20 protein-coding genes are annotated in these 17,659 nt (G+C 64.1%); 5 read left to right on the forward strand and 15 right to left on the reverse strand.

Annotated features, from left to right (window positions below):
- Positions 1–6: 6 nt before the first annotated feature.
- The 14 genes from K5658_RS01300 to K5658_RS01365 all read right to left on the reverse strand — a co-directional run bounded on the left by K5658_RS01300 (position 7) and on the right by K5658_RS01365 (position 12,788).
- A complete protein-coding gene (locus K5658_RS01300) occupies positions 7–1,662 on the reverse strand; it encodes an OprO/OprP family phosphate-selective porin (RefSeq protein WP_221065203.1) in 1,656 nt (551 codons plus the stop codon).
- Positions 1,663–1,919: 257 nt separating this feature from the next.
- Positions 1,920–3,017 (reverse strand): tyrosine-type recombinase/integrase, encoded by a 1,098-nt coding sequence (locus K5658_RS01305; protein WP_221065204.1) that lies wholly within the window; start codon positions 3,015–3,017, stop codon positions 1,920–1,922.
- 172 nt (positions 3,018–3,189) lie between these two features.
- Entirely contained in the window at positions 3,190–3,408 is a 219-nt protein-coding gene (locus K5658_RS01310) for a hypothetical protein (protein ID WP_221065205.1), read from the reverse strand.
- The gene (locus tag K5658_RS01315; RefSeq protein WP_221065206.1) at positions 3,405–4,280 is read right to left on the reverse strand and encodes an ASCH domain-containing protein; all 876 of its coding nucleotides are present in this window, start codon (positions 4,278–4,280) and stop codon (positions 3,405–3,407) included. Before K5658_RS01315 ends, K5658_RS01310 begins: the two co-directional genes overlap by 4 nt.
- Positions 4,281–4,283: 3 nt before the next feature.
- Positions 4,284–5,555 (reverse strand): hypothetical protein, encoded by a 1,272-nt coding sequence (locus K5658_RS01320; protein ID WP_221065207.1) that lies wholly within the window; start codon positions 5,553–5,555, stop codon positions 4,284–4,286.
- A gap of 58 nt (positions 5,556–5,613) precedes the next feature.
- Entirely contained in the window at positions 5,614–5,931 is a 318-nt protein-coding gene (locus tag K5658_RS01325; protein WP_221065208.1) for a hypothetical protein, read from the reverse strand.
- Between the two features lie 11 nt (positions 5,932–5,942).
- A complete protein-coding gene (locus K5658_RS01330) occupies positions 5,943–6,548 on the reverse strand; it encodes a hypothetical protein (RefSeq protein ID WP_221065209.1) in 606 nt (201 codons plus the stop codon).
- Complete coding sequence (locus tag K5658_RS01335) at positions 6,545–6,997, reverse strand: zinc-finger-containing protein (protein WP_221064030.1); 453 nt, start codon at positions 6,995–6,997, stop codon at positions 6,545–6,547. Before K5658_RS01335 ends, K5658_RS01330 begins: the two co-directional genes overlap by 4 nt.
- Positions 6,994–7,284: a hypothetical protein gene (locus K5658_RS01340; RefSeq protein ID WP_221064029.1), complete on the reverse strand. Its 291-nt coding sequence runs from the start codon at positions 7,282–7,284 to the stop codon at positions 6,994–6,996. Before K5658_RS01340 ends, K5658_RS01335 begins: the two co-directional genes overlap by 4 nt.
- Positions 7,281–8,222 (reverse strand): ATP-binding protein, encoded by a 942-nt coding sequence (locus tag K5658_RS01345; RefSeq protein WP_221064028.1) that lies wholly within the window; start codon positions 8,220–8,222, stop codon positions 7,281–7,283. The genes K5658_RS01340 and K5658_RS01345 overlap by 4 nt, the downstream gene beginning before the upstream one ends.
- Positions 8,223–8,439: 217 nt before the next feature.
- Positions 8,440–8,640 (reverse strand): hypothetical protein, encoded by a 201-nt coding sequence (locus K5658_RS01350; RefSeq protein WP_221064027.1) that lies wholly within the window; start codon positions 8,638–8,640, stop codon positions 8,440–8,442.
- Complete coding sequence (locus K5658_RS01355; protein WP_221065210.1) at positions 8,637–9,053, reverse strand: hypothetical protein; 417 nt, start codon at positions 9,051–9,053, stop codon at positions 8,637–8,639. The genes K5658_RS01350 and K5658_RS01355 overlap by 4 nt, the downstream gene beginning before the upstream one ends.
- Before the next feature lie 56 nt (positions 9,054–9,109).
- Positions 9,110–10,177 carry a DUF932 domain-containing protein gene (locus K5658_RS01360; protein WP_221065211.1) on the reverse strand — a complete coding sequence of 356 codons (1,068 nt, stop codon included), beginning with the start codon at positions 10,175–10,177 and terminating at the stop codon, positions 9,110–9,112.
- Positions 10,178–10,262: 85 nt separating this feature from the next.
- Positions 10,263–12,788 carry a hypothetical protein gene (locus K5658_RS01365; protein WP_221065212.1) on the reverse strand — a complete coding sequence of 842 codons (2,526 nt, stop codon included), beginning with the start codon at positions 12,786–12,788 and terminating at the stop codon, positions 10,263–10,265.
- A gap of 426 nt (positions 12,789–13,214) precedes the next feature.
- Between K5658_RS01365 and K5658_RS01370 the strand changes: the two genes are divergently transcribed.
- Positions 13,215–14,738 (forward strand): DNA cytosine methyltransferase, encoded by a 1,524-nt coding sequence (locus K5658_RS01370; RefSeq protein WP_221065213.1) that lies wholly within the window; start codon positions 13,215–13,217, stop codon positions 14,736–14,738.
- A gap of 1 nt (position 14,739) precedes the next feature.
- Positions 14,740–15,837 carry a protein NO VEIN domain-containing protein gene (locus K5658_RS01375; protein WP_221065214.1) on the forward strand — a complete coding sequence of 366 codons (1,098 nt, stop codon included), beginning with the start codon at positions 14,740–14,742 and terminating at the stop codon, positions 15,835–15,837.
- A 288-nt stretch (positions 15,838–16,125) separates the two neighbouring features.
- Here the strand turns inward: K5658_RS01375 and K5658_RS01380 are convergent, their stop codons facing one another.
- Positions 16,126–16,710, reverse strand: a complete 585-nt coding sequence (locus tag K5658_RS01380) for a hypothetical protein (protein WP_221065215.1) — start codon at positions 16,708–16,710, stop codon at positions 16,126–16,128.
- 3 nt (positions 16,711–16,713) lie between these two features.
- Between K5658_RS01380 and K5658_RS01385 the strand changes: the two genes are divergently transcribed.
- The 3 genes from K5658_RS01385 to K5658_RS01395 all read left to right on the forward strand — a co-directional run bounded on the left by K5658_RS01385 (position 16,714) and on the right by K5658_RS01395 (position 17,649).
- Entirely contained in the window at positions 16,714–17,163 is a 450-nt protein-coding gene (locus K5658_RS01385) for a hypothetical protein (protein WP_221065216.1), read from the forward strand.
- Positions 17,164–17,238: 75 nt separating this feature from the next.
- Positions 17,239–17,445 carry a hypothetical protein gene (locus tag K5658_RS01390; RefSeq protein WP_221064015.1) on the forward strand — a complete coding sequence of 69 codons (207 nt, stop codon included), beginning with the start codon at positions 17,239–17,241 and terminating at the stop codon, positions 17,443–17,445.
- Positions 17,446–17,460: 15 nt separating this feature from the next.
- Complete coding sequence (locus tag K5658_RS01395) at positions 17,461–17,649, forward strand: hypothetical protein (protein ID WP_221065217.1); 189 nt, start codon at positions 17,461–17,463, stop codon at positions 17,647–17,649.
- Positions 17,650–17,659 lie beyond the last annotated feature (10 nt).

A 17,659-nucleotide genomic window follows, 5' to 3' on the forward strand; every position in this document is an offset into this window, starting at 1 on the left:
TTCCGGTTAGAAGTCGAGACGGACCGCGGTTTCCCAGATATCCGGGCTCAGGCCGTTGAAGCAGCCGATGGTGTCGTTCCCGGTCGCGCTGGTGGTGCATTTTCCGGCCGACCCGGTTTGGGTGCCGAAGATATGCACCCAGTTGGTCATGAAGCGGACTTTCGGGGTGAGGTACCAGTTGACGCCCAAGGTGCCGGCGTTGATGGAGCCACCGTTGATGTGTTTGGTGTTCATGTCCATGGTGTCGTAGCGGGCCGCGATTTCCCATGCGCCCCAACCATCGCCGAACAGGAAGTTGCTGTGGGGGATGACCCGGTTCCAGGTGCCTTTCTTCTCGTCGTAGGGGCGGTTTTCGCCGGTCAGGAACCAACCGCCTTGCACGTAGAAGCCTTGCAACAGGTCTTGGTTGGAATAGCCCTGGCCCGCGATCTGGGCCTGCATGTATTCGGCCTCCATATGCACCGGGCCATAGGAACCCGCGAGTTCGGCGCCGAACATCGCGACTTCGTCGGCCCTGAAGGAACCCGGCGCGTCCTTGTTGCCCTTGGTCAGGTTGCCGGTGTTGATCCAGGCGGTGCGGTCTATGTCGGTGTCCGGCTGGGACAGGTATTGCCAGCCGCCGTTGCGGTAGGTGCCGTCGGCGTTGTAGTTGTTGTTCACGCTGCGCCAGGAACCCCACACGCCGGTATGCAGGACATAGCCGTCCTCCTTGCTATAGAGCGGGGCGAGGGTGCCGCGGCCCACGAGTTGGTAGCTGGTGTTGCCGCTGAAGCCGTTGCGGTTGGTGTTGCCCGCCGAGGTGTTGTTGGAGCTGTTGCCGGGGGCCGGGGCGCCGACCGATTCCGTGGTGATGCCGCCGCGCAGCGTCCAGGGCATGTTGAACGCCTTTTCGAAGGTCTCGGCCATGATACCGACTTGGTATTTGCTATTGGGGCCGGATTCGATGAAGGCGTTGTTGGGCAGGGAGCGCTCGATGAAGGTGAGGTAGTTGTTGCTCATCACCGACTCCATGCTCTTGCCTTCGTTCATCTGGCCGATGGTGATGGTGAAGGGCTTGAAATGGAGGTATTTCAGGTAGGCGTCGGTGATGCCGTTGACACCGCCGCCGTTGCGCGCCCAGTCGTACTCGAAGCGGTATTCGTAGTCCTTCCACATGATGCCTTCCGTGTACAGGCGGAGGCGGCGGAAGCCCACGCCATTGTCCAGGTCGGTATTGGCGTGGTCCGCTTGGCCGTTGTGGTTGTCGTTGAAATTGACCTGGGTGTCCACCTGGATGCGGCCACCGATCTTGGCCTTGAAGTTGCCGTCGTTGGATTCGATTTCCAGGCCCTTTTCGCCCAGCTTCACATGGGCGGCGTCCTTGTCCTCGGCCTTGGCCGGGGCCGCCGCCGTGGCGCTTTGTTTCTTGCTGAGGTTGGAATATTGGTCCTTGGTGATGGCCCCGTTCTTCTGGAGGATTTCCAGGAGGTCCGGGCTGTTTTGGGCGGCACCCTTTTGGCCCAGGGCGTGATATTGCTCCTTGGTGATGGTGCCGTTCTTGAGCAGCACGTCCAATAGCTCGGTATCCGCCGCCGCCGCCGTTCCCACCGAGAGGGCGGTGATCGCGGTCGCGACCAGGGGGCGACGCGAAGCGCGAGGCTTCGCCAGAACTTTCGATTTCATTATGTTTCCCCGATGTTTGTTATTCATGGCCATCGCAATCTTTGCCTGGCAAGCCGGGTTTGTTGGTCCAAACCAACAGGCGATTGCAAAAACGCGACGGACTATACGGATCGGGCTTTGCGGAAATGTTTCAGTTTGATGACCGTTTGATGACGGAGGCACGGTAAGCGACTGAATTCGCAATGGATTCCGTAGCTTAACCCAAGACCTTGATAGGGCTTGATTTTTTGGTCCAGCGTGAATCCTGGCGTGAAACCCTACTTCACGACACGGAGTTTCGGGGGCTGGTCCAGCACCGCCGCCGCGTCCGCCAGGTCTTCCTGGGCGAGGAAGGCATAGGTGCGGTAGGTGGTGGTCACGTCGGCATGGCGCAGGATCCGCGCTATCCGGTGGATGTCCACGCCGTTCTGGGCCAAGATGCTGCCGCAGGTACGGCGGAGGTCGTGAACGGTGGTGTGGGGCATTTCCAGGCCCGCGTGGCGGATGGCCCGTTGCAGGTCTTGATAGGGGTCCGTGTGCGGGAATACCCGGTTGTCGGGCTGGCGCTCGGCTTTCCGGTTGGCTAGGGCGAGGCGGGCCGTCCGGTTGAGGGGGACCGCGCCGACCTTGCGGTTTTTCTGGTCGGCGCGGCCCAGGTGCAGGACGCCGTTGTCAAGGTCCACCCGGTCCCAGGTGAGGCGCAGGGCTTCTTCCCGGCGCAATCCGGCGTTGAGGCAAAGCCGGATGTAGTCGGGCAGGTAGGCTTTGCGCGGGTGGGCGCGGCCATAGGCTTCCGCCGCCGCGATGAGTTGGCCGATTTCTTCGGGGGTGAGCCAGCGGTCGCGGGGCGCGTTCGGGGCGGGCTTGCGGGAGCGCCAGGGGTTGGGGATGGCCCATTCCAGGCGCTCGATAGCCCAGTTGGTAACGCTGGACATGAAGGCGATTTGGTTGCGGATGGTGGCGTCCGCAGTGCCCGCCGCCCGGCGTTGTTGGATGAAGGCATCGACCGCCGCGCCGTTGATTTCGGTCAGCGGGGTGGTTTTGAAGGCGTCGAACAGCCCGGCGCGGAGCATCCCACCCTGGTTGCGCCGGGTGCCGGGGGTGTGTTTGGAGCCGGGGCCGTCGAGGTAGCGGTTTATCATTTCGGCGAAGGTGTGGGTTGTGGTGGGGAGTTCCTGCGGGGTTGGGAGCGGGGTTTGCGCGATGAATCCGGCCCGGATTCGCTTGGCTTCGTGGCCTCGGGGGTCGTCGGCCACTTTAATCCCAGTCGAGCGGCGAGCAGTTCGGCTTCCGATTTTCCAGGCTGCCCACCAGTAGGGGGAGTCGGGCCGCTGGTAGATGCCGTCTTGGTCGCGGGGTTTGTTTCTTTTTTGCATGTCGTTTCCTCCATGGAGGACTCGCCAGCTTGCCGCCTCCGAAGATAGTCTGCCAGCGCTTGTTCGTCCACCCGGACACAGCCCTTCGTGACCCGGATCACGGGGATGTGCCGCCGGACGGTGGACGTGCTGATGCTGAGGCGCTCGGCCGCCTGGGCGATGGTCAGGAGGGTCATGCCACGTCTCCCAGCAATCCAAATTCCACCCGCTCGACGCTGACCTTCCCCGGCAGGACAAACCCGGATGGATAGACCGTGGGGCGCGCATGCCGCCGGATCAGGAGGGTCCGGCACTGGCCACACTCGAAATGATCGGTGGGCAGGTGGCGGGGCATGGCCGAAAGCGGGGTTTGGGCACCGCAGGTGCAAGTCATGAAGGGTTCGGAGTTCATGCCATACGCTCCAACTCGATCTCGCGGTAATTGGCCCGGACCAGGGCGGCGGCGATGGGGGCAAGGTCGGCCTCGCTCACATCGAACAAGCCCAGCCGCCCTGTAAGCGGCAGGAACGGCAGGGGGCGGGGATCGGCCAGCACGAAGCCGAACCCGCCGCCGAACCAGGGCGATTCCGACCTGTCCACGCAATCCACGATGCGGGCCGCGCCGACGATGCCGCCGCGCTCCAAATCCTCATGGCGGGGCACGTCGAGGCGCGGTGCCATGATGCCGATGTCGAGGCAAGCGCCCGTGTACTCGGCCTGGGTCAAGGTTTTCGCCGCATGGATCAGGACCGGGCCGCGATAATCGGTTTTCCAGGAGCGGTTCTCGATGTCCTTGCCGCCGTGGAGGATGGCCCAGGCCCAGGGCTGGCGGATGGAGAGGCATTTCCAGCCGGGCGAGGCCGAGACGGGCGGTTCCAGGTGTTCGATGCGGAGGGCGAAGCGGTCCCCTAACCGCTCGGCGGCGAGTTCGGCGACCACCTTGCGGTGGCAGGTCCGCACGTCCCGGCAGCCGCACAGCAATACCATGGCGTCGATGCCCGGCCAGTCCAGGATGGCCGCGAGGCTCCGTATCCCGTTGTCGGCATCGACCAGGGCTATCGGGTCGCCCTTGCGGTTGAGGTTGCCCAAGGACTTGAAGTGGGCGTAGCGCATTTTGCCGAAGCGGGCGAGCAGCCTGCCCCGCGTCCATTCGGTCGATTGGGTGGACCAGGGGAGGCGGCGAATATCCACCAGCACGGCACCGCGCTCGATCATGGCCGCGTCGAGCGTCTCGGGCGTCCAGCCCGCGCCGTAGCCTGCGGTGTAGAGGGTTTTCCCGGCCATGGCTCAAGCCTCCGCCCCGAACAGCTCGCGCTGGTCGGGATCGGTCCGCATGGCCGAGCCGGTGCCGGAGTACATGTCGAAGTTCTCGGGCAGGACGATCAGCACCTCGTCGCCGGCCCGGTCGGCCAGCAGGTGGGCGTACTCGTTCTTGCCGACCGTGAGCGAGACCTTGATCCCGTTGGACTTGAACGCCACCCCGTCCACGGAGGCCATGAAGTTGGTGCGATTCTCGCTGGCGTAGGTGCGCAGGGCCGACCGCGCCGCCTTCTCGCAGTCCTGGCGGACCCGGCCCAGCACGTCCTTCTGTTGGTCCTCGGGCGTGGCGTTCCAGGGCACCATCGCCAGCCGTAGCTGTTGGGTGGCGGCGGCGATCAACTCGCCCAGCAGGACCGAGGCGGGGAAGCGTTCGCCGCTGTCCAGGCGGTCGATCCGGCGCAGGGCTTCGACCTTGCTCCCGCCGGGCATCATGTCGGCGAGGGCGTTGGCGATGTCGCCCTGGGTCCAGCCGAGGTCCGTCAGCGCTTGGAGGTTGTTCCGTATGGCGTGCAGGGTTTCCCGGACGAGCTGCTCGGGCGTGGGCAAGCCCTGGGGCGCGGCGGGGGCCGGTTCCGGTGGGGGCTTGGGTTCGCTGGTGCCCGGCGCGGGCGCGGCTCCCTGGCCGTCCTGGGCCGGTTCATGGGCCGTGCAAACCGGCCTGTTCCCGTCGTAGCGCCATTCCTTCGGGTATTCGGGGTCCGATGCCTCGCGGGCGGCGGCGGCGCGGTAGATCGGGCACCGGTCGCCCCGGTATCGCGAACACGAACCGCACCAATCGGCCACGAAGGCGTCGAACCCGTCGCCCTTCGGGGCGAAGATCCGCACCGGCTGTCCGGCCACGGCGGCGACGAACGCGGTGCAGGTCGGGTCGCCCTGGCCGTCGTAGGTCCATTCGCGGGGATACTCGGGGTCTTCCGGGCCGAAGGCCATGGTGCGGGCCTGGATGTCGCATCCCTTCGCGCCCCACTGGCCGCACCGGAAGCAGAAGGCGCTCATGAAGGAATCGCCCTCGGTGCCGTTCGAGGGCTGGAAAATCCCGGCCTGTTCGATGTGCCGGGCTTCGATTTCGCGCATTTCCTTGATCGGGATACGCGCCTCGATGGCCTTGCGGTTCGCCGCCTTGATGCCCTTGGCTTGGAGCGCTTCCCGGAGTTGGTCGAGGCTGGCGGTTTCCAGGGCTTGGTGGAACGGCTCCTGGAGGGGCGAGCCGGTGGAAAGGGTTTTGATGAGGTCGGACATGGGGGTTCCTGCTGGGATGGAAAAAGCGGGCCGTCCCTGGCCCCGGAGGAGGAAAAAGCTAGGCGCGGTGGATGGTCGGGGTCTTGAGCAGGTCGGCCTGTTCCGGGGTGATCTGGGCGAACTCGACCGCGATCTCCCCGCTGTGGATGGCGTAGACGAAGGCCAGGGTGTGGATGGAGGCCAGTTCCGCCATGGCGTCGGCGGGGATGGCGTGGGCATGGCCGATCAGCGCCGCCTTGAGCAGTTCGGCCAGGCCGATGAAGCACGGCTCGGGGGTCTTGGGCAGGGTTCCGTTCCGCAGTTGCAGCGCCGCGGTGGCCGCCACGGAGTCCAGGGAGAATTCCGCCCGCTGGGCCGGGGTCGTGTGCTTGGGCATGGGGGTGGCTCCTAAATGGGTGGGGCGATCCGGGCCTGGATTTCCGGGACGCCCCGCGCCCACAGGCGGAAATCGCCGACCAGGGCGAGGCAGTCGTCGAGCAGGGCCGGATAGGGGTACAGGGGGAAGGTGTGGGACTCGACGACCCGGTAAGGAAGATCGTCGGGGACCTCGAAGACCCGGTAGACGAAGCGCTCGCAGCCGGTCAGGGCCAGATACAAGCGCCATTGGTAGGACGCCTCGTAGTCATCGGCCTTGAACGGGAGGCCCGTGGCCTTGAAGTCGCGGATTTCCAGCCCGTTCACGAGGTCGGCCTTGGCGTGGACATGGGTATCGCCGAGCGGGCCGGAAATCCAAAGCTCGTGCTCCCCGACAAGGTCGGATTCCTCGATGGCCGCGTCCACCGAATCCCTATCCCAGGCCAGTTGCATGGTCCTGGGGTTGCCGGTTTCGATGTACTTGTGGAGGTCGATCCCCTTCTGGATACGCACGTTCTCCGAATCCTCCCGGAAGGGCGTGGTCAGCCGCGCCACCAGTGCCTCCTGGGTGAGCAATTCATTCTGGAACCGGCGGAAGGCTTCCAGGGCGGAAACGCTGGTCTTGGCGGTGGGGTTCATGGCCGGTACTCCCTCAGGATGGATTCAGCCGCTTGCTTCGCCCTGGCGCACAGGGCCGCGTCGAACCATCCGAAATGGCACTCGGCCTGTGGGATGCCCAGCCGCTCGGCCAGTAGCCGGTAGGCGGCGTCGCGGTCCATCAGGCGGCTCCGGTGCAGGGCTTCGAAGGGCGCTTTCGCCGATTTCCGCGCCTCGCGGGTCTCCCGGTCCGCCAGGGTGCCCAGCGGGATGTGGGTGAACGGGTGCATCCCGACGTGGGCGTCGCACGGGCGGCAGAGGTAGGCCCATGGCCAGTCGCCGTACTCGCGCCCGTAGATTTCCCGGTGGTTCACGATCCCGACCGGCCCGCCGCAATAGGGGCACCGTTCCGGGACCGGCAGGGGGTTGGACACCCGCGCCGTGGCCGTCCGGCTCGGATTCCAGGGGGTTTTCTTCGCCGGGGCGTTCATGGGGTTTCCTCCCTCCTGGCTTGGGCGAGGGCGGCGCGGGCCATATTTGCGGCGAGGCAGAGCGGGTGATTGGGCCGGACCGCGACCATGCCGTTTTCGCCTTTAGGCATTGCCCAATCGCCTATTTCGAGGATCACTTTTTCCAAGGCTTCCAGCAGCGCGTCGCGGTCGGCCCTGAGCTTGGCGATGGCCCGTAGGATGGCCTCGTTATCCGGCTCGCAGCCAAGCTCGGCGGCGGTGTCCGCGATGGCTTGGTTGAGGGTTTCGATGACGGCCTGGACGTTCATGCCGCCTCCCGCTGCTCGGCCTTGGCCTGGAACGCCTTGGCGTCCTTGTCGTAAGCCAGCCCTTGTTCCTCGGCGGCTTTCTTGAGCGCGGTCCAGGCTTGCAGGGACAGCGGCTTGCCCAGGGACGCGGCCTCCTCGATCAGGGCGTTCCAAACGTCCAGTTCCCCGGCGTTCTTGGCGAACTCGATCTGGCCTCGGAACCCGGCCAGCTTGTCCACCGCCTCCTTCTGGCGCTGGGCGATGCCGCCCAGCGCGGCCTTCATCCGGGCCATGATCCCGGCGAACCACTCGGGGTCGGCGGCGAAGTCGGGCACGGCCAGCGGCGGGAAACCGGCGCTGTTCTTGCCGATCCATTGGGCGGTGGGGTTGAAGTCGAGGACGGTGTTGCGCCCGTCCAGCTTGGCGACGTAGCCCACGAAGTCGGCCGCCTTGACGATCTCGTGGTAGGAGCCGCCGGTGATGTCGGGGCGGATGATGCGCTGGTCGCCGTCCTTCTCCTCCTTGTCGTGGCAGATGAGGATGACGTCCAGGCCGAAGGTGTTGACCTTGCGCAGCCAGGACACGAAGTCGTCCTTGAGCCGCCCGAAGCCTTGCAGGGTCAGCCCGCCGCTGGGGCGCTTGAGTTGTATCTTGCCCTCGGTGGACGGCATCGCCGCCGCCAGGAAGTCGAGGGCGCGGCCGGCGGTGTCCACCACCAGGGTGGAATAGCCGGCGAGGTCGTCGCGGGTCATGTGGGCCACATCGGCCCAGGATTCGACCTGGACGGTGTCGGGGCGGAAGGCGGAACGGTGGGAGCCGCGGTCGAAGTCGAGCAGCAGGGGGCGGGCGGCGGTGCCGCCGATGCTGGTCTTGCCCGCGCCGGGCTGGCCGTACAGGCAGACGATGGCGGTAAGGACGGCCAGCGGCTCGGCGGCTTTGGTGATTCTCTTCAAGGCCATGGGAATGCGCTCCTGAATGATGGGAAATGGGGGGTGGATAGCGGCGTCCCTGCCGGTTCGTCCTGGGTTTCGTGTTGTTGGGCTTGCCCCGTCCGGGGCCGGTATCGGGGGATACCCGCGCCGCCCGCTCCGATGGAACGGGCGACCGGCTATCTCCAAAAGGTCTTGCGGAGCCGCGCCCGCTCGGGGCGGGTGATCCGCCTGCGGTAGGTCCGGGTCATCGCGCCGCCCTCGCCTTCGCCATGATTTCGGTTTCCACCCCGGCCACGATCCGTCTGGCGTTCCAGAGGGCGGTTTCCAGTTCGTGGGCCTTGAGTTCCCAGTGCAGGGCTTGGCGGCGGGCGCCCTCGTATTCCGCCTCGGCGGTTTTGAGGCGTTGCCGGCACAGCCACAGCTTGAATCGTCCGGCGATGCTCATGCCGCCTTCCTCCCGTGTCCTGCCGCCGCTTCCGCCAGCATCCGGTCGAACGCCATTTCCTCCCGCACCTTCTCCATGGCGGCGTCGATGTCGGCCTGGGCCTGAATGCCTGCGGCCCGCGCCTTGAGGTTGTCGAGGGTGGCCTTGAGGCTTCCCAGCACGAACGGCCAATCGGCGTCCGCTTCGTCGGTGTCGGCCACCGCATCGACGGCCTTGTCCAGGCGGGCCTTGAACTCGTCGGCTTCGTCCTGGGGCAGCAGGGCCAGGGCCGCGGCCATCGTCATGCCCTGCCTGTAGTGGGCTTGGGCTTCCTCGAATCGCGCTTGCCGGGAGCGCGGCAGGCCATCCGGCCCGCGCATCATGTACTCGGTCATCAGGGCCAATTCGGCCCGGTGTGTGAAGGGGGTTGCCATGGTTGTGCCTCCTGGGAAAAAAGGGCGGGGGGTCGCCCCGCCCGAGGGAGCGCACTTCAGGCGGCGACCGCGATGCGGTGCCACTCCGAGGTGTTCAGGGTGAGGAGCCGCCCGCCGATCTGCTGGAGCTCGACCGCCCGGTCGTAGCCCACGGCGTCGTCGTTGGCGAGGTGGGTGATGGCGTTGAGCATTCCCCAGCGGCTGTAGTCGCCGTCGCGGATGAGGCGTTCGAGGATGGATTCGCCCTCGCCCTGGGTGATGGGCACCGCCTTCTGCAAGACCTCGACCGCCTTGACGGGCTTTTCGATGCGCGGCCCTTCGGTGGCCTCGCGCATCCGGGCCAGCAGGTTCCCGAAGCTGGCGGCGTTCATGGAATCGCGCACCGCGTCGCGCATCTTGAGGGCCAGGGCGCGGTCGTCGGCGGCGAGGGTGTCGTCCTGGAAGATCGAGGCGTCCTCCCCGTTGGATTCGACGCGCCGACCGACGTGGTTCCGGCGGATGCCCCCGGTCTCGGCGATCATCCCGTTGGTGCAGACCAGCCGGTAGACCAGGGGCCGGACCTGGAACGCGCCCAGCCCCACCTCGCTGTTGCTGATGACGATCCCGGCTTGCACCACGTCGCCCTTCTGGACTTCGCCCTCGATGCGGGGGAACAGGGCTTGGATGTAGAGGCGCAGGTCGGTGATCTCGCTGGACACGATCTCCACCGGCTGGGCGGCGTCCAGCAGTTCGGGCAGCACCGCCTCGGCGATCTGTTCGTTGTCGATCCGGCGGTAGCGGTCGGACAGGAAGGCGCGGGCGCGGTTGTCCAGGGTGCGGACCATCCGCCGGGCCGGTTCCCGTTGGAACCAGTGGTTCAGGTTGTCGGCCAGGAGGCCGGGGGCTTCGGCCAGCATCCGGTCGTAGTAGCGGCTGGGGATGCCGGCGTGCTGGCCGATCTGCTGGTGGGCCAGGGGGAGCGGGGCCGCGTAGCCCACGCCCTCGATGTGCAGGGCCACGGCGGGTTTGTCCTCCCCGACGACCTCGATCCGCATGGCGCGGGTGTCGGCCACGAGGTCTTTCTTGGCGCTGGCCCGGCGGGCGAGTTCCTGGGCCAGTTCGACGATGGATTTTCCTGGTTTCATGGTGCGCTCCGGTGGAAGGGTTGTGGTGTGGCGCGGTGGCGCCCCTCGCTGCCCCCTCGCGGGGAAGGGGCAACGGGGCGGGCCGCTAGCCCGGGAGGCCGGCCTTGTACCCGGCCACCCAGCGGGTGTTGGTGGTTTCGTTGGCCCCGGTGAACCCGGCCACGTAGCCGGAACGGAGGGAGCGGCCCGCCATCTCGGCCTCGCGGGAGGCGCGGCCTTCGGCCTTGTCGGCGGTGCCCAGTCCGTAGCCCTGGAACCAGTCGGCGTCGGCCTTGCCGCCCTTCCGCGCGGCGGCGAAACCGCGCTTGTAGGGGGCGGAGTCCTCGATGGCCTTGGCGGCGGCGGGGGTGGGCGCTTGGCGGGGCGTGGCGGGCGTTTCTGCCGCCTTGGCTTGGGTGGCGGCCTTGGGGGCCGGTTGTGGGGCCGGGCGGGAAACCGGGGCGGCTTCCAGCTTTCCGATGCGGGCCTCGGCGGCGGCGAGCCGGTCGGCCAGCTTGACCGCTTGCTCGACCAGGAACTGGTGGGCGGCCAGCAGTTCATCGAAGTTCAGGGGGGCGGGCTGGGCGGGTTCGGCCTGTACCGGCATGGCGGCCAGCCGTTCTTGCAACTTGGCCTCGGTGGCCTGCCTGGACTGGGCGGCGTTCCAGCCTTCCATGTAGCCCTCGTTGAACACCGGCATGGATTCGATCAAGTCGGGCTTCTCGTAGCCTTCCATCGCGTCGGAATAGCCCTGGCTGAAAGCCGTGGTTTGCGCCGGGGTGGGGGCCGGGGCTTCCTCAACCACCGGGGCCGGTTCGGCGGTCTTGGCTTCCTCGATGGCTTCCCAGGCATCGCCCTCGCAGGAAGGGGCGGCCTCGGGGGCGGGGGCCAAGCCGGTGTCGGCCTGTTCCTCAAGGCCGCGCAGGGAACGGGCGGCGTCGATCACGTCGCCCACCGTGGCCGCTTCCGGCAATTGGCCGGCCAGGGCGGCGAACTCGCCCTCGGTCATGTCGGAACCGTTGTAGACCGCCACCAGGGCCGGGGTTATTTCTTTCACTACCGCAGCGACAGCCTTTCGCGCCGCATCCAGGGCACTCGACAACCGGCTTAGAACGTCAAAATCCTCGTTGGAATACCCGCACACGCCGCCCCGGTCCCACCATGCCTGTGAAGCGGCCAGGGCCGGGTTTTCCGGGTCGATTTCCCGGAGTTGGGTTTCTAGAAAGGCGATATGGCCTTGATTGGCGGTTTCGGGTGCCGGGCGGGGCGGTTCGCGCATCGCCCGCGCCGCCTCGCGCTGCGCCCGGCACACCGCGCCGTGGTTCCAGCCGGAACGGTAGTCGGCCACGTCATGGGTGGGTTCGCGGCCCGCCTCGCCATCGGCGAAGCCCTCATGCCAGCGGGCCTTGCTGTGGACCGGGGCCGGGTCGGCCTTCACTTCCCCGGCCATGATGGCCAGGGTTTCTTCACGCTCCTGAGCCTCGATGTTTTCCTCGATTTCCTCGTCAGTGGGGTCGCCGCCCAGCGCTTCGTCCAGCATGACCGCGGAAGCGCCCGCCCCAACCGTTTCCTCCTGCGCGGCGGGTTCCAGCATCGGGTCGCCGCGCTTGATGATGTCCAGCGCCTTGCGGATACCGGCCATATCGTCATCGGCCCCGTGGGCGGCTTGGGCCGGGGCTTGCGGGGCCGGTTCCGGGCGCTGGGGGTGCTGCGCGTCCCAAATGGCCCGCAGGGTGTTGGTGTAGTAGAGCTTGTTGTACATGCCCTGGCTGAAATAGCCGCGGGCGAACGACTTGAATTCCTCAAAGCTCTCGATCTCGTCGATATGCGCGGCCAGCCGGTTGGCGATCAACTGCTCGGCCTGGGCAAAGGCCGCTTCCGGCGCGGTTTCCTGTTCCTGGGCCAGGGCTTGGGTCTGTTCGGCCTTGACGCGCTCCATGAGCGTGGCATGGGCCGCGATGGTGGAAGCCATGGACGGGTGGGGGGTGGCGGTGTTGGGGGTCATGGGCTGCGCTCCTGTGTCGTGGTCGGGTTCGGTGGGGATGGCGGCGGGGCCGGGGGCCGGGGCCGCGGCCTGCATTTCCAATCGCCGGGCGCGGGCTTCCAAGGCCGCCGCCGCGTCCAGGTCGGCGAGGTAGGCGCGGTAATCGTCGGCATAGCCCGCGCCGCACCGCAGTTCCGCCGCCTGCCTACGCAGTTCCGCTCCGGGTCCGTCCTGGAGGGGGGCGGCCTGGACCTGTCCGGCGCGGGCGTGGGCGCGGGCTTCGGCCCTGGCCGCATAGGCCGCTTCCACCTGTTCGGGCGTCAGCGGCGCGGGGCCGGGCTTGAGGCCGATGCGGCGCACGTCGGCGTGGGTCAGTTTGTCGGCGGGGTCGATGCAGCCGTAGGGGCGGCTGGGGGCCGGAACGGCTTCCGGGGCTTGGGCTTCGAGGGCGGCGGCTTCGGCCTGGGCTTGTATGGCCCCGGCCAACTGCCGGGCGAACCGCTTATAGGCGGCGTTCCAAGCCCGCTTGGAATCGCCGAACCGGCGGGGGTGGTTTTGGCGGTCCAGCCAGGGCTGGCCGTCGATGAGGACCACGTAGGGCTTCGCGCCGTCGCCGGCTTCGCGGCGGGAAACGGTGATGTTGCTCATGGTGCGCTCCTGGGGGTGTTTGTTCTTGGGGGGGTGCCCCGGTTGGGTGGGGGCTTGGGGCTTAATTTACCAAAATGGTAAAATAATGGTCAATACCAAATTGGTAAATTTTTTCGGGGTCGCTAAAATTTTCATCGCCCACAAAAAAGCCCGGACTGGCCGGGCTTTGGGATGAGCATAAAAAAGCCCGCTCGGGGCGGGCTGGTGGATGACGGAATGGTTGTTACCTTTTATCGTGCGGGGCTGCGCAAGGACAAGTACGGGCACACGTTGGGCTACGGGCACTCACGGCCCAATGGCCGGGTACGGCTGGACCTTCCAACCAATCGGCTCCCATAGGGTTGCTTAGGGAACAGGGATCAACTATTTTCGCTGTTTTCGCTTACCCCGGCGACTTGCGCCATAACGCGAGACCCAACCACGAAAATGAGTGATCGCATCATGACAAGGCAGACGATTGAACGGAAAATCGCCCGCCTCCGGGCCGGAAAACAGCCCAGAGTTCTCGACTTGTTCGCCGGTTGCGGCGGACTTTCCCTCGGCTTCGAGGCCGCTGGATTTGAACTCGCCGCCGCCGTCGAATTCGACCCCGACGCGGCCCGCTCCCACGGTTTGAACTTTCACCCCGGCAAGGAAGCCCACAGCCAAGCCCGCGATATCCTTACCACCCACCCGGAAGACTTAGCCCGTGAACTGGGCCTGGGTCCAGTCGCCGAGGCTATCGATGTGATTGTCGGCGGTCCCCCCTGCCAAGCATTCGCCCGCGTCGGTCGCCCCAAACTGCGGGAAATCGACGCCCACCCCCAGGCTTTCAAGCATGACCCACGGGCACGCCTCTACCTGGAATACCTCAGCTATGTGGAAGCCTTCCAGCCCCTGGTCGTGCTAGTGGAAAACGTCCCGGACGTGCTAAACCATGGCGGACAAAATATTGCCGAGGAAATCTGCGAAGTCTTGGAACAGAAAGGCTATCTCTGCCGCTACACCCTGCTGAACGCCGCGTTTTATGGAGTGCCCCAGACGCGGCAAAGAATGTTCTTGATCGCGTACCGGGGCGAAATCGCCGACCGGGTGGTTTTCCCGGAATCTACCCACTGGGTTGAACTGCCACCGGGCTACGAAGGCTCACGCGCCGTAGCGCTGAAACTGCTGAACGATGGAAATATCTCCGGCGATGCCAACGATTACACAGACCCCCCGGAAGCCACTCCCGAACTGATTCCCGCCGTCACCGCTGAACAGGCGCTCGGTGACTTGCCACCGATCTATGCCCGCGACCTGCTCAAATCCGGCGAATTGCGACGGGGGGCACGCCGGTTCGATAAGCCGATGCCCTACGGTGCCCATACCAAACTATCCGCCTATGCCAGACTGATGCGGACTTGGCCAGGATTCCAAGCGCTGCCCGAAGGTCTCAAAGACCATGTCATCCGCTACCTGCCACGCGACTATGAACTGTTCGCCCGCTTGAATCCCGGCGACCAATACCCGCAAGCCTGGAAACACGCCCACGACATGCTGGCCGAAAGGGTTCAGGAACTGCGCGGTCGGGGAATCTACATCTTTGAGGGAACCCCGGAATACGAACGCCTGAAAGAGCAAATCATCCCGCCCTATGATGTCAATAAATTCCCGAACAAGTGGCGGAAAATGGAAGCCGACCAACCCGCCCGCACGCTCATGGCCCACCTGGGGAAGGATGGCTATAGCCACATCCACTACGACAGCGCCCAGGCGCGGACCATCTCGGTGCGGGAGGCCGCGAGGCTGCAATCCTTTCCCGATGGCTTCGTATTCAATGGCACCATGAACCCGGCCTTCCGGCAAATTGGGAATGCGGTGCCGCCGCTTATGGCCAAGGCGCTCGCGACAACAATCATCAAACAAATCAGAGAGGGAGTAAGGGCAGGTGAAACGGAAACTTGTCCTAAAGCGGCTGTCTGCGTCTGACTTGACGCTATTTGAATACCACTACAGGAATACCAGCGGAGCCAAACAGAAAGCGATCAACATGGACGCGGCGGTGTTCGTCAACGTCTTGTTTCCAACCCTACCGGGAAGGATCGACGCCATCCGGGATCGCGTCAAAATTACGCTGGAGGTCTATGGTCCCGGCGAGGCGGGGATTCACAGCATCACCCGGAAAATCCTCAAGCAGCAAAAGAACTGGCGCTTGAACGGCGAATTGATCGTCAATCCGCCAGAGGAGCCGGGCCGCTATGACCCTTTGCAAAAGGGTGATTATGCAATCCTGGATTTCGTTGGCGACCCGGAACCCCACACGGCCAGGATGTATTTGGTAGCGCGGGCCTTGCCACAGGATGCCGCGCTCCATGCCGCCCTTGATGCGAAATACGGAGCCGCCTTTTCTCCCAGGAAAGGGATGGAACCCATCGACCTGGAGGATTTGGCCCAACTCCTAGGCGGATTAAGCCTGCCGGAAGGCCATCCCGTCTTGGACTTTATCGATTCCGACACGCTTGAGGACGCGGCCCAAGGCGGCGTGGAAGCGCTGCGGAAACTACGCAAACGGCGGAAAGCCCGTGGCGTGAGCCGGGAGGAATTTGGAAGGGCGAAACGGGCAGCCGAGCAAGTGGGCCGATTGGGGGAAGAAATACTCAATGGCTGGCTGGAAACGGAGCAACATGCAGGCAGGATACAGGGCTACCGTTGGGAATCGGATGCCAATGCCATCGCGCCCTATGACTTCGTGCTGGTGGAGGACGGCGCTGATATCCGCAGGATCGATGCGAAATCCACTACCGGCGATTTCAAAAATCCTATCCATGTTTCGCTGGCGGAACTTTTTGAGATGGCCGAGGGTGGGTTGCCTTACGACCTATACCGGCTTTATTCGGTTAGCGAGAACTCGGCGCGATTGCGGATCGCAAAAGGCCTACGGGAAACCGCAGCCCGGATATTGGAGCCTTTCAGGAGGTTGCCTAGCGGAGTAACAGTGGATGGGGTGTCCATAGCCCCGGAAACCTTGGGCTTTGGCGAGGAAATCATCATCAGCTTTTCAGCCAATGACGAAGGGATCGATGAATAGCAAAACTTCCGCTGACCTGACCGAACGGGCCGACTCTGGATAGCAAACTGGCCTGAACGACTGACCCCGACTTGACCGGGAAGCTCTCCGCCTCATCTTTTTCCAAGCCCAATGAGGGTAAGCCAGAGGGCGAGAATCCCCCGCAAACGAAAAAGGCCCCCCTTTTGAAAGGAAGAAGCCTTTGGAGAATAGGGTGTCACGGATTGGCTGATAATAGCGTTTTTATCGATTTGTCAATGTAAATACTTCACAGAAAAAAGCGTGACAGGGTTGGCACAATATACAGGATTATGCCACTACTCCCGTCATACGCCGCTTCTTGTCGGAAGTTGGCTGTTCAATTACTTCTTTGGTGTTTTTCTGTTCAATTCCATCAACAAACCGCACCACACTGTCAACCTTTCCGTCCTCCATCTTCATGGTGGCAGTAATAATGTTGCGCATTTTCCCCCTCTTGCCCAGTGGCAAGATTTCTTCCGGTAAAGAGGATAGGAATTCGTCCAACCGCTGAGCAAGGTCTTCTTCACTAGAGCCTAATTGCTTCTGCTGCGTAGATGGTGAGGTTGTTTTCTTTTTTCTGCCGCGTTTACTGCCCCTCTTGTCAGCATCCCGATCAAGGATATCGGCTGCGGCCTGTTCGTCCCATATTTCTGGGTGCGGGATATCCAACCAACCATCCCCCACCTCGAAGGCGTCGGTTATTTGTTTCGCGATGCCATGGCCGATGTTGCGCGTCGGTTTTTGCCCAATGATATGAGCCACCTGGGCATCCGACTTCCGTAATTTTTCAGCAAAGGCACGCTTACTGCCGCACCTGTGGGCGGCCAGATGTCGGGCGTTCAGCCATCTTATCTTCGTGATATCCATCTTCATAATTTGCGCTTCCTTACCTTTAAGGTAAATGAGCAAATTGGTAAAAAAATCCCTTGCGTGTCTTTTACCATTTTGGTAAAAAATACAGCCATGGACTTCAAAAACTTCATTTCAGGGCTTACGCCCACCGAGCTTGACGAGTACGCATGTAGGGCGGGCACAACCGCCCTCTACATACGCACTCATTTGGTTAAGCCCCGCAAAATCCCGCGCCCCCCCTTGATGCAAGGGTTGCTTGCTGCCAGCGATGGCGTTCTCACCGGCGCGGATTTAATGGCCCACTTCAATATTTTGGGAGAGAAGAATCAGGCTTCCGAGGCAACCCCGCCCGAGGACCGACGAACAAACCCCTCGAACGCCGCCAGCCAAAAAACCGGGGAGGCAGGCGGCAGCACGACCCGAAGGACCGCCCCGACCGCAGGAAGCGGTGAAGTAATCGAGCGGGCCGCATGAACACCGTTTCCCCTCCGGGAAACAACCCACGCCGGGTTTCGGCCCGGCGGTCTTTTCAACCCTGAAGGATCGGTTATGTCCAGACCCCCCATACCAGACCCGGAAAAGCACCAATACGAACTGTTCGTGAAAGTCCAGGAAGCGGATTGGCTGATTATCAACGGCATCGCCAAAAAGAAGGGGATACCCCGGAACGTGGTCGCCAGGGCGCTGATAAGGAAGGCGCTCACCGGCACCATGTCCACTGTGGACAAAATCCTAGACGACGCGCTGTCGGCATAACCAGAGGCTAAAAACATGGCCTCCGGAATCGACGAAAGCCGCGAGAGGGCGGTGGGTATCACCCTCGATGCTGTCGATATGGAGTTGTTAACAGCTAAAAACCGGAACAAAAGCCCCGAGGAACTGGCGGCGGAACTGCTCGGCCAAGCCTGCCAGGAAATCGCGGACAGGATTTTCGATGACGAGATCGGACCGAGGCACTGAAGGGGTGCCG

Origin of the sequence: Methylomagnum ishizawai (genome assembly GCF_019670005.1) — a bacterium.
Classification (GTDB): Bacteria; Pseudomonadota; Gammaproteobacteria; order Methylococcales; family Methylococcaceae; genus Methylomagnum; species Methylomagnum ishizawai.

Coding starts and splice junctions, on each gene's coding strand:
- K5658_RS01300 (WP_221065203.1), bottom strand. CDS start 1,662: ATGAAATCGAAAGTTCTGGCGAAGCCTCGCGCTTCGCGTCGCCCCCTG.
- K5658_RS01305 (WP_221065204.1), bottom strand. CDS start 3,017: ATGCAAAAAAGAAACAAACCCCGCGACCAAGACGGCATCTACCAGCGG.
- K5658_RS01310 (WP_221065205.1), bottom strand. CDS start 3,408: ATGAACTCCGAACCCTTCATGACTTGCACCTGCGGTGCCCAAACCCCG.
- K5658_RS01315 (WP_221065206.1), bottom strand. CDS start 4,280: ATGGCCGGGAAAACCCTCTACACCGCAGGCTACGGCGCGGGCTGGACG.
- K5658_RS01320 (WP_221065207.1), bottom strand. CDS start 5,555: ATGTCCGACCTCATCAAAACCCTTTCCACCGGCTCGCCCCTCCAGGAG.
- K5658_RS01325 (WP_221065208.1), bottom strand. CDS start 5,931: ATGCCCAAGCACACGACCCCGGCCCAGCGGGCGGAATTCTCCCTGGAC.
- K5658_RS01330 (WP_221065209.1), bottom strand. CDS start 6,548: ATGAACCCCACCGCCAAGACCAGCGTTTCCGCCCTGGAAGCCTTCCGC.
- K5658_RS01335 (WP_221064030.1), bottom strand. CDS start 6,997: ATGAACGCCCCGGCGAAGAAAACCCCCTGGAATCCGAGCCGGACGGCC.
- K5658_RS01340 (WP_221064029.1), bottom strand. CDS start 7,284: ATGAACGTCCAGGCCGTCATCGAAACCCTCAACCAAGCCATCGCGGAC.
- K5658_RS01345 (WP_221064028.1), bottom strand. CDS start 8,222: ATGGCCTTGAAGAGAATCACCAAAGCCGCCGAGCCGCTGGCCGTCCTT.
- K5658_RS01350 (WP_221064027.1), bottom strand. CDS start 8,640: ATGAGCATCGCCGGACGATTCAAGCTGTGGCTGTGCCGGCAACGCCTC.
- K5658_RS01355 (WP_221065210.1), bottom strand. CDS start 9,053: ATGGCAACCCCCTTCACACACCGGGCCGAATTGGCCCTGATGACCGAG.
- K5658_RS01360 (WP_221065211.1), bottom strand. CDS start 10,177: ATGAAACCAGGAAAATCCATCGTCGAACTGGCCCAGGAACTCGCCCGC.
- K5658_RS01365 (WP_221065212.1), bottom strand. CDS start 12,788: ATGAGCAACATCACCGTTTCCCGCCGCGAAGCCGGCGACGGCGCGAAG.
- K5658_RS01370 (WP_221065213.1), top strand. CDS start 13,215: ATGAGTGATCGCATCATGACAAGGCAGACGATTGAACGGAAAATCGCC.
- K5658_RS01380 (WP_221065215.1), bottom strand. CDS start 16,710: ATGAAGATGGATATCACGAAGATAAGATGGCTGAACGCCCGACATCTG.
- K5658_RS01390 (WP_221064015.1), top strand. CDS start 17,239: ATGTCCAGACCCCCCATACCAGACCCGGAAAAGCACCAATACGAACTG.
- K5658_RS01395 (WP_221065217.1), top strand. CDS start 17,461: ATGGCCTCCGGAATCGACGAAAGCCGCGAGAGGGCGGTGGGTATCACC.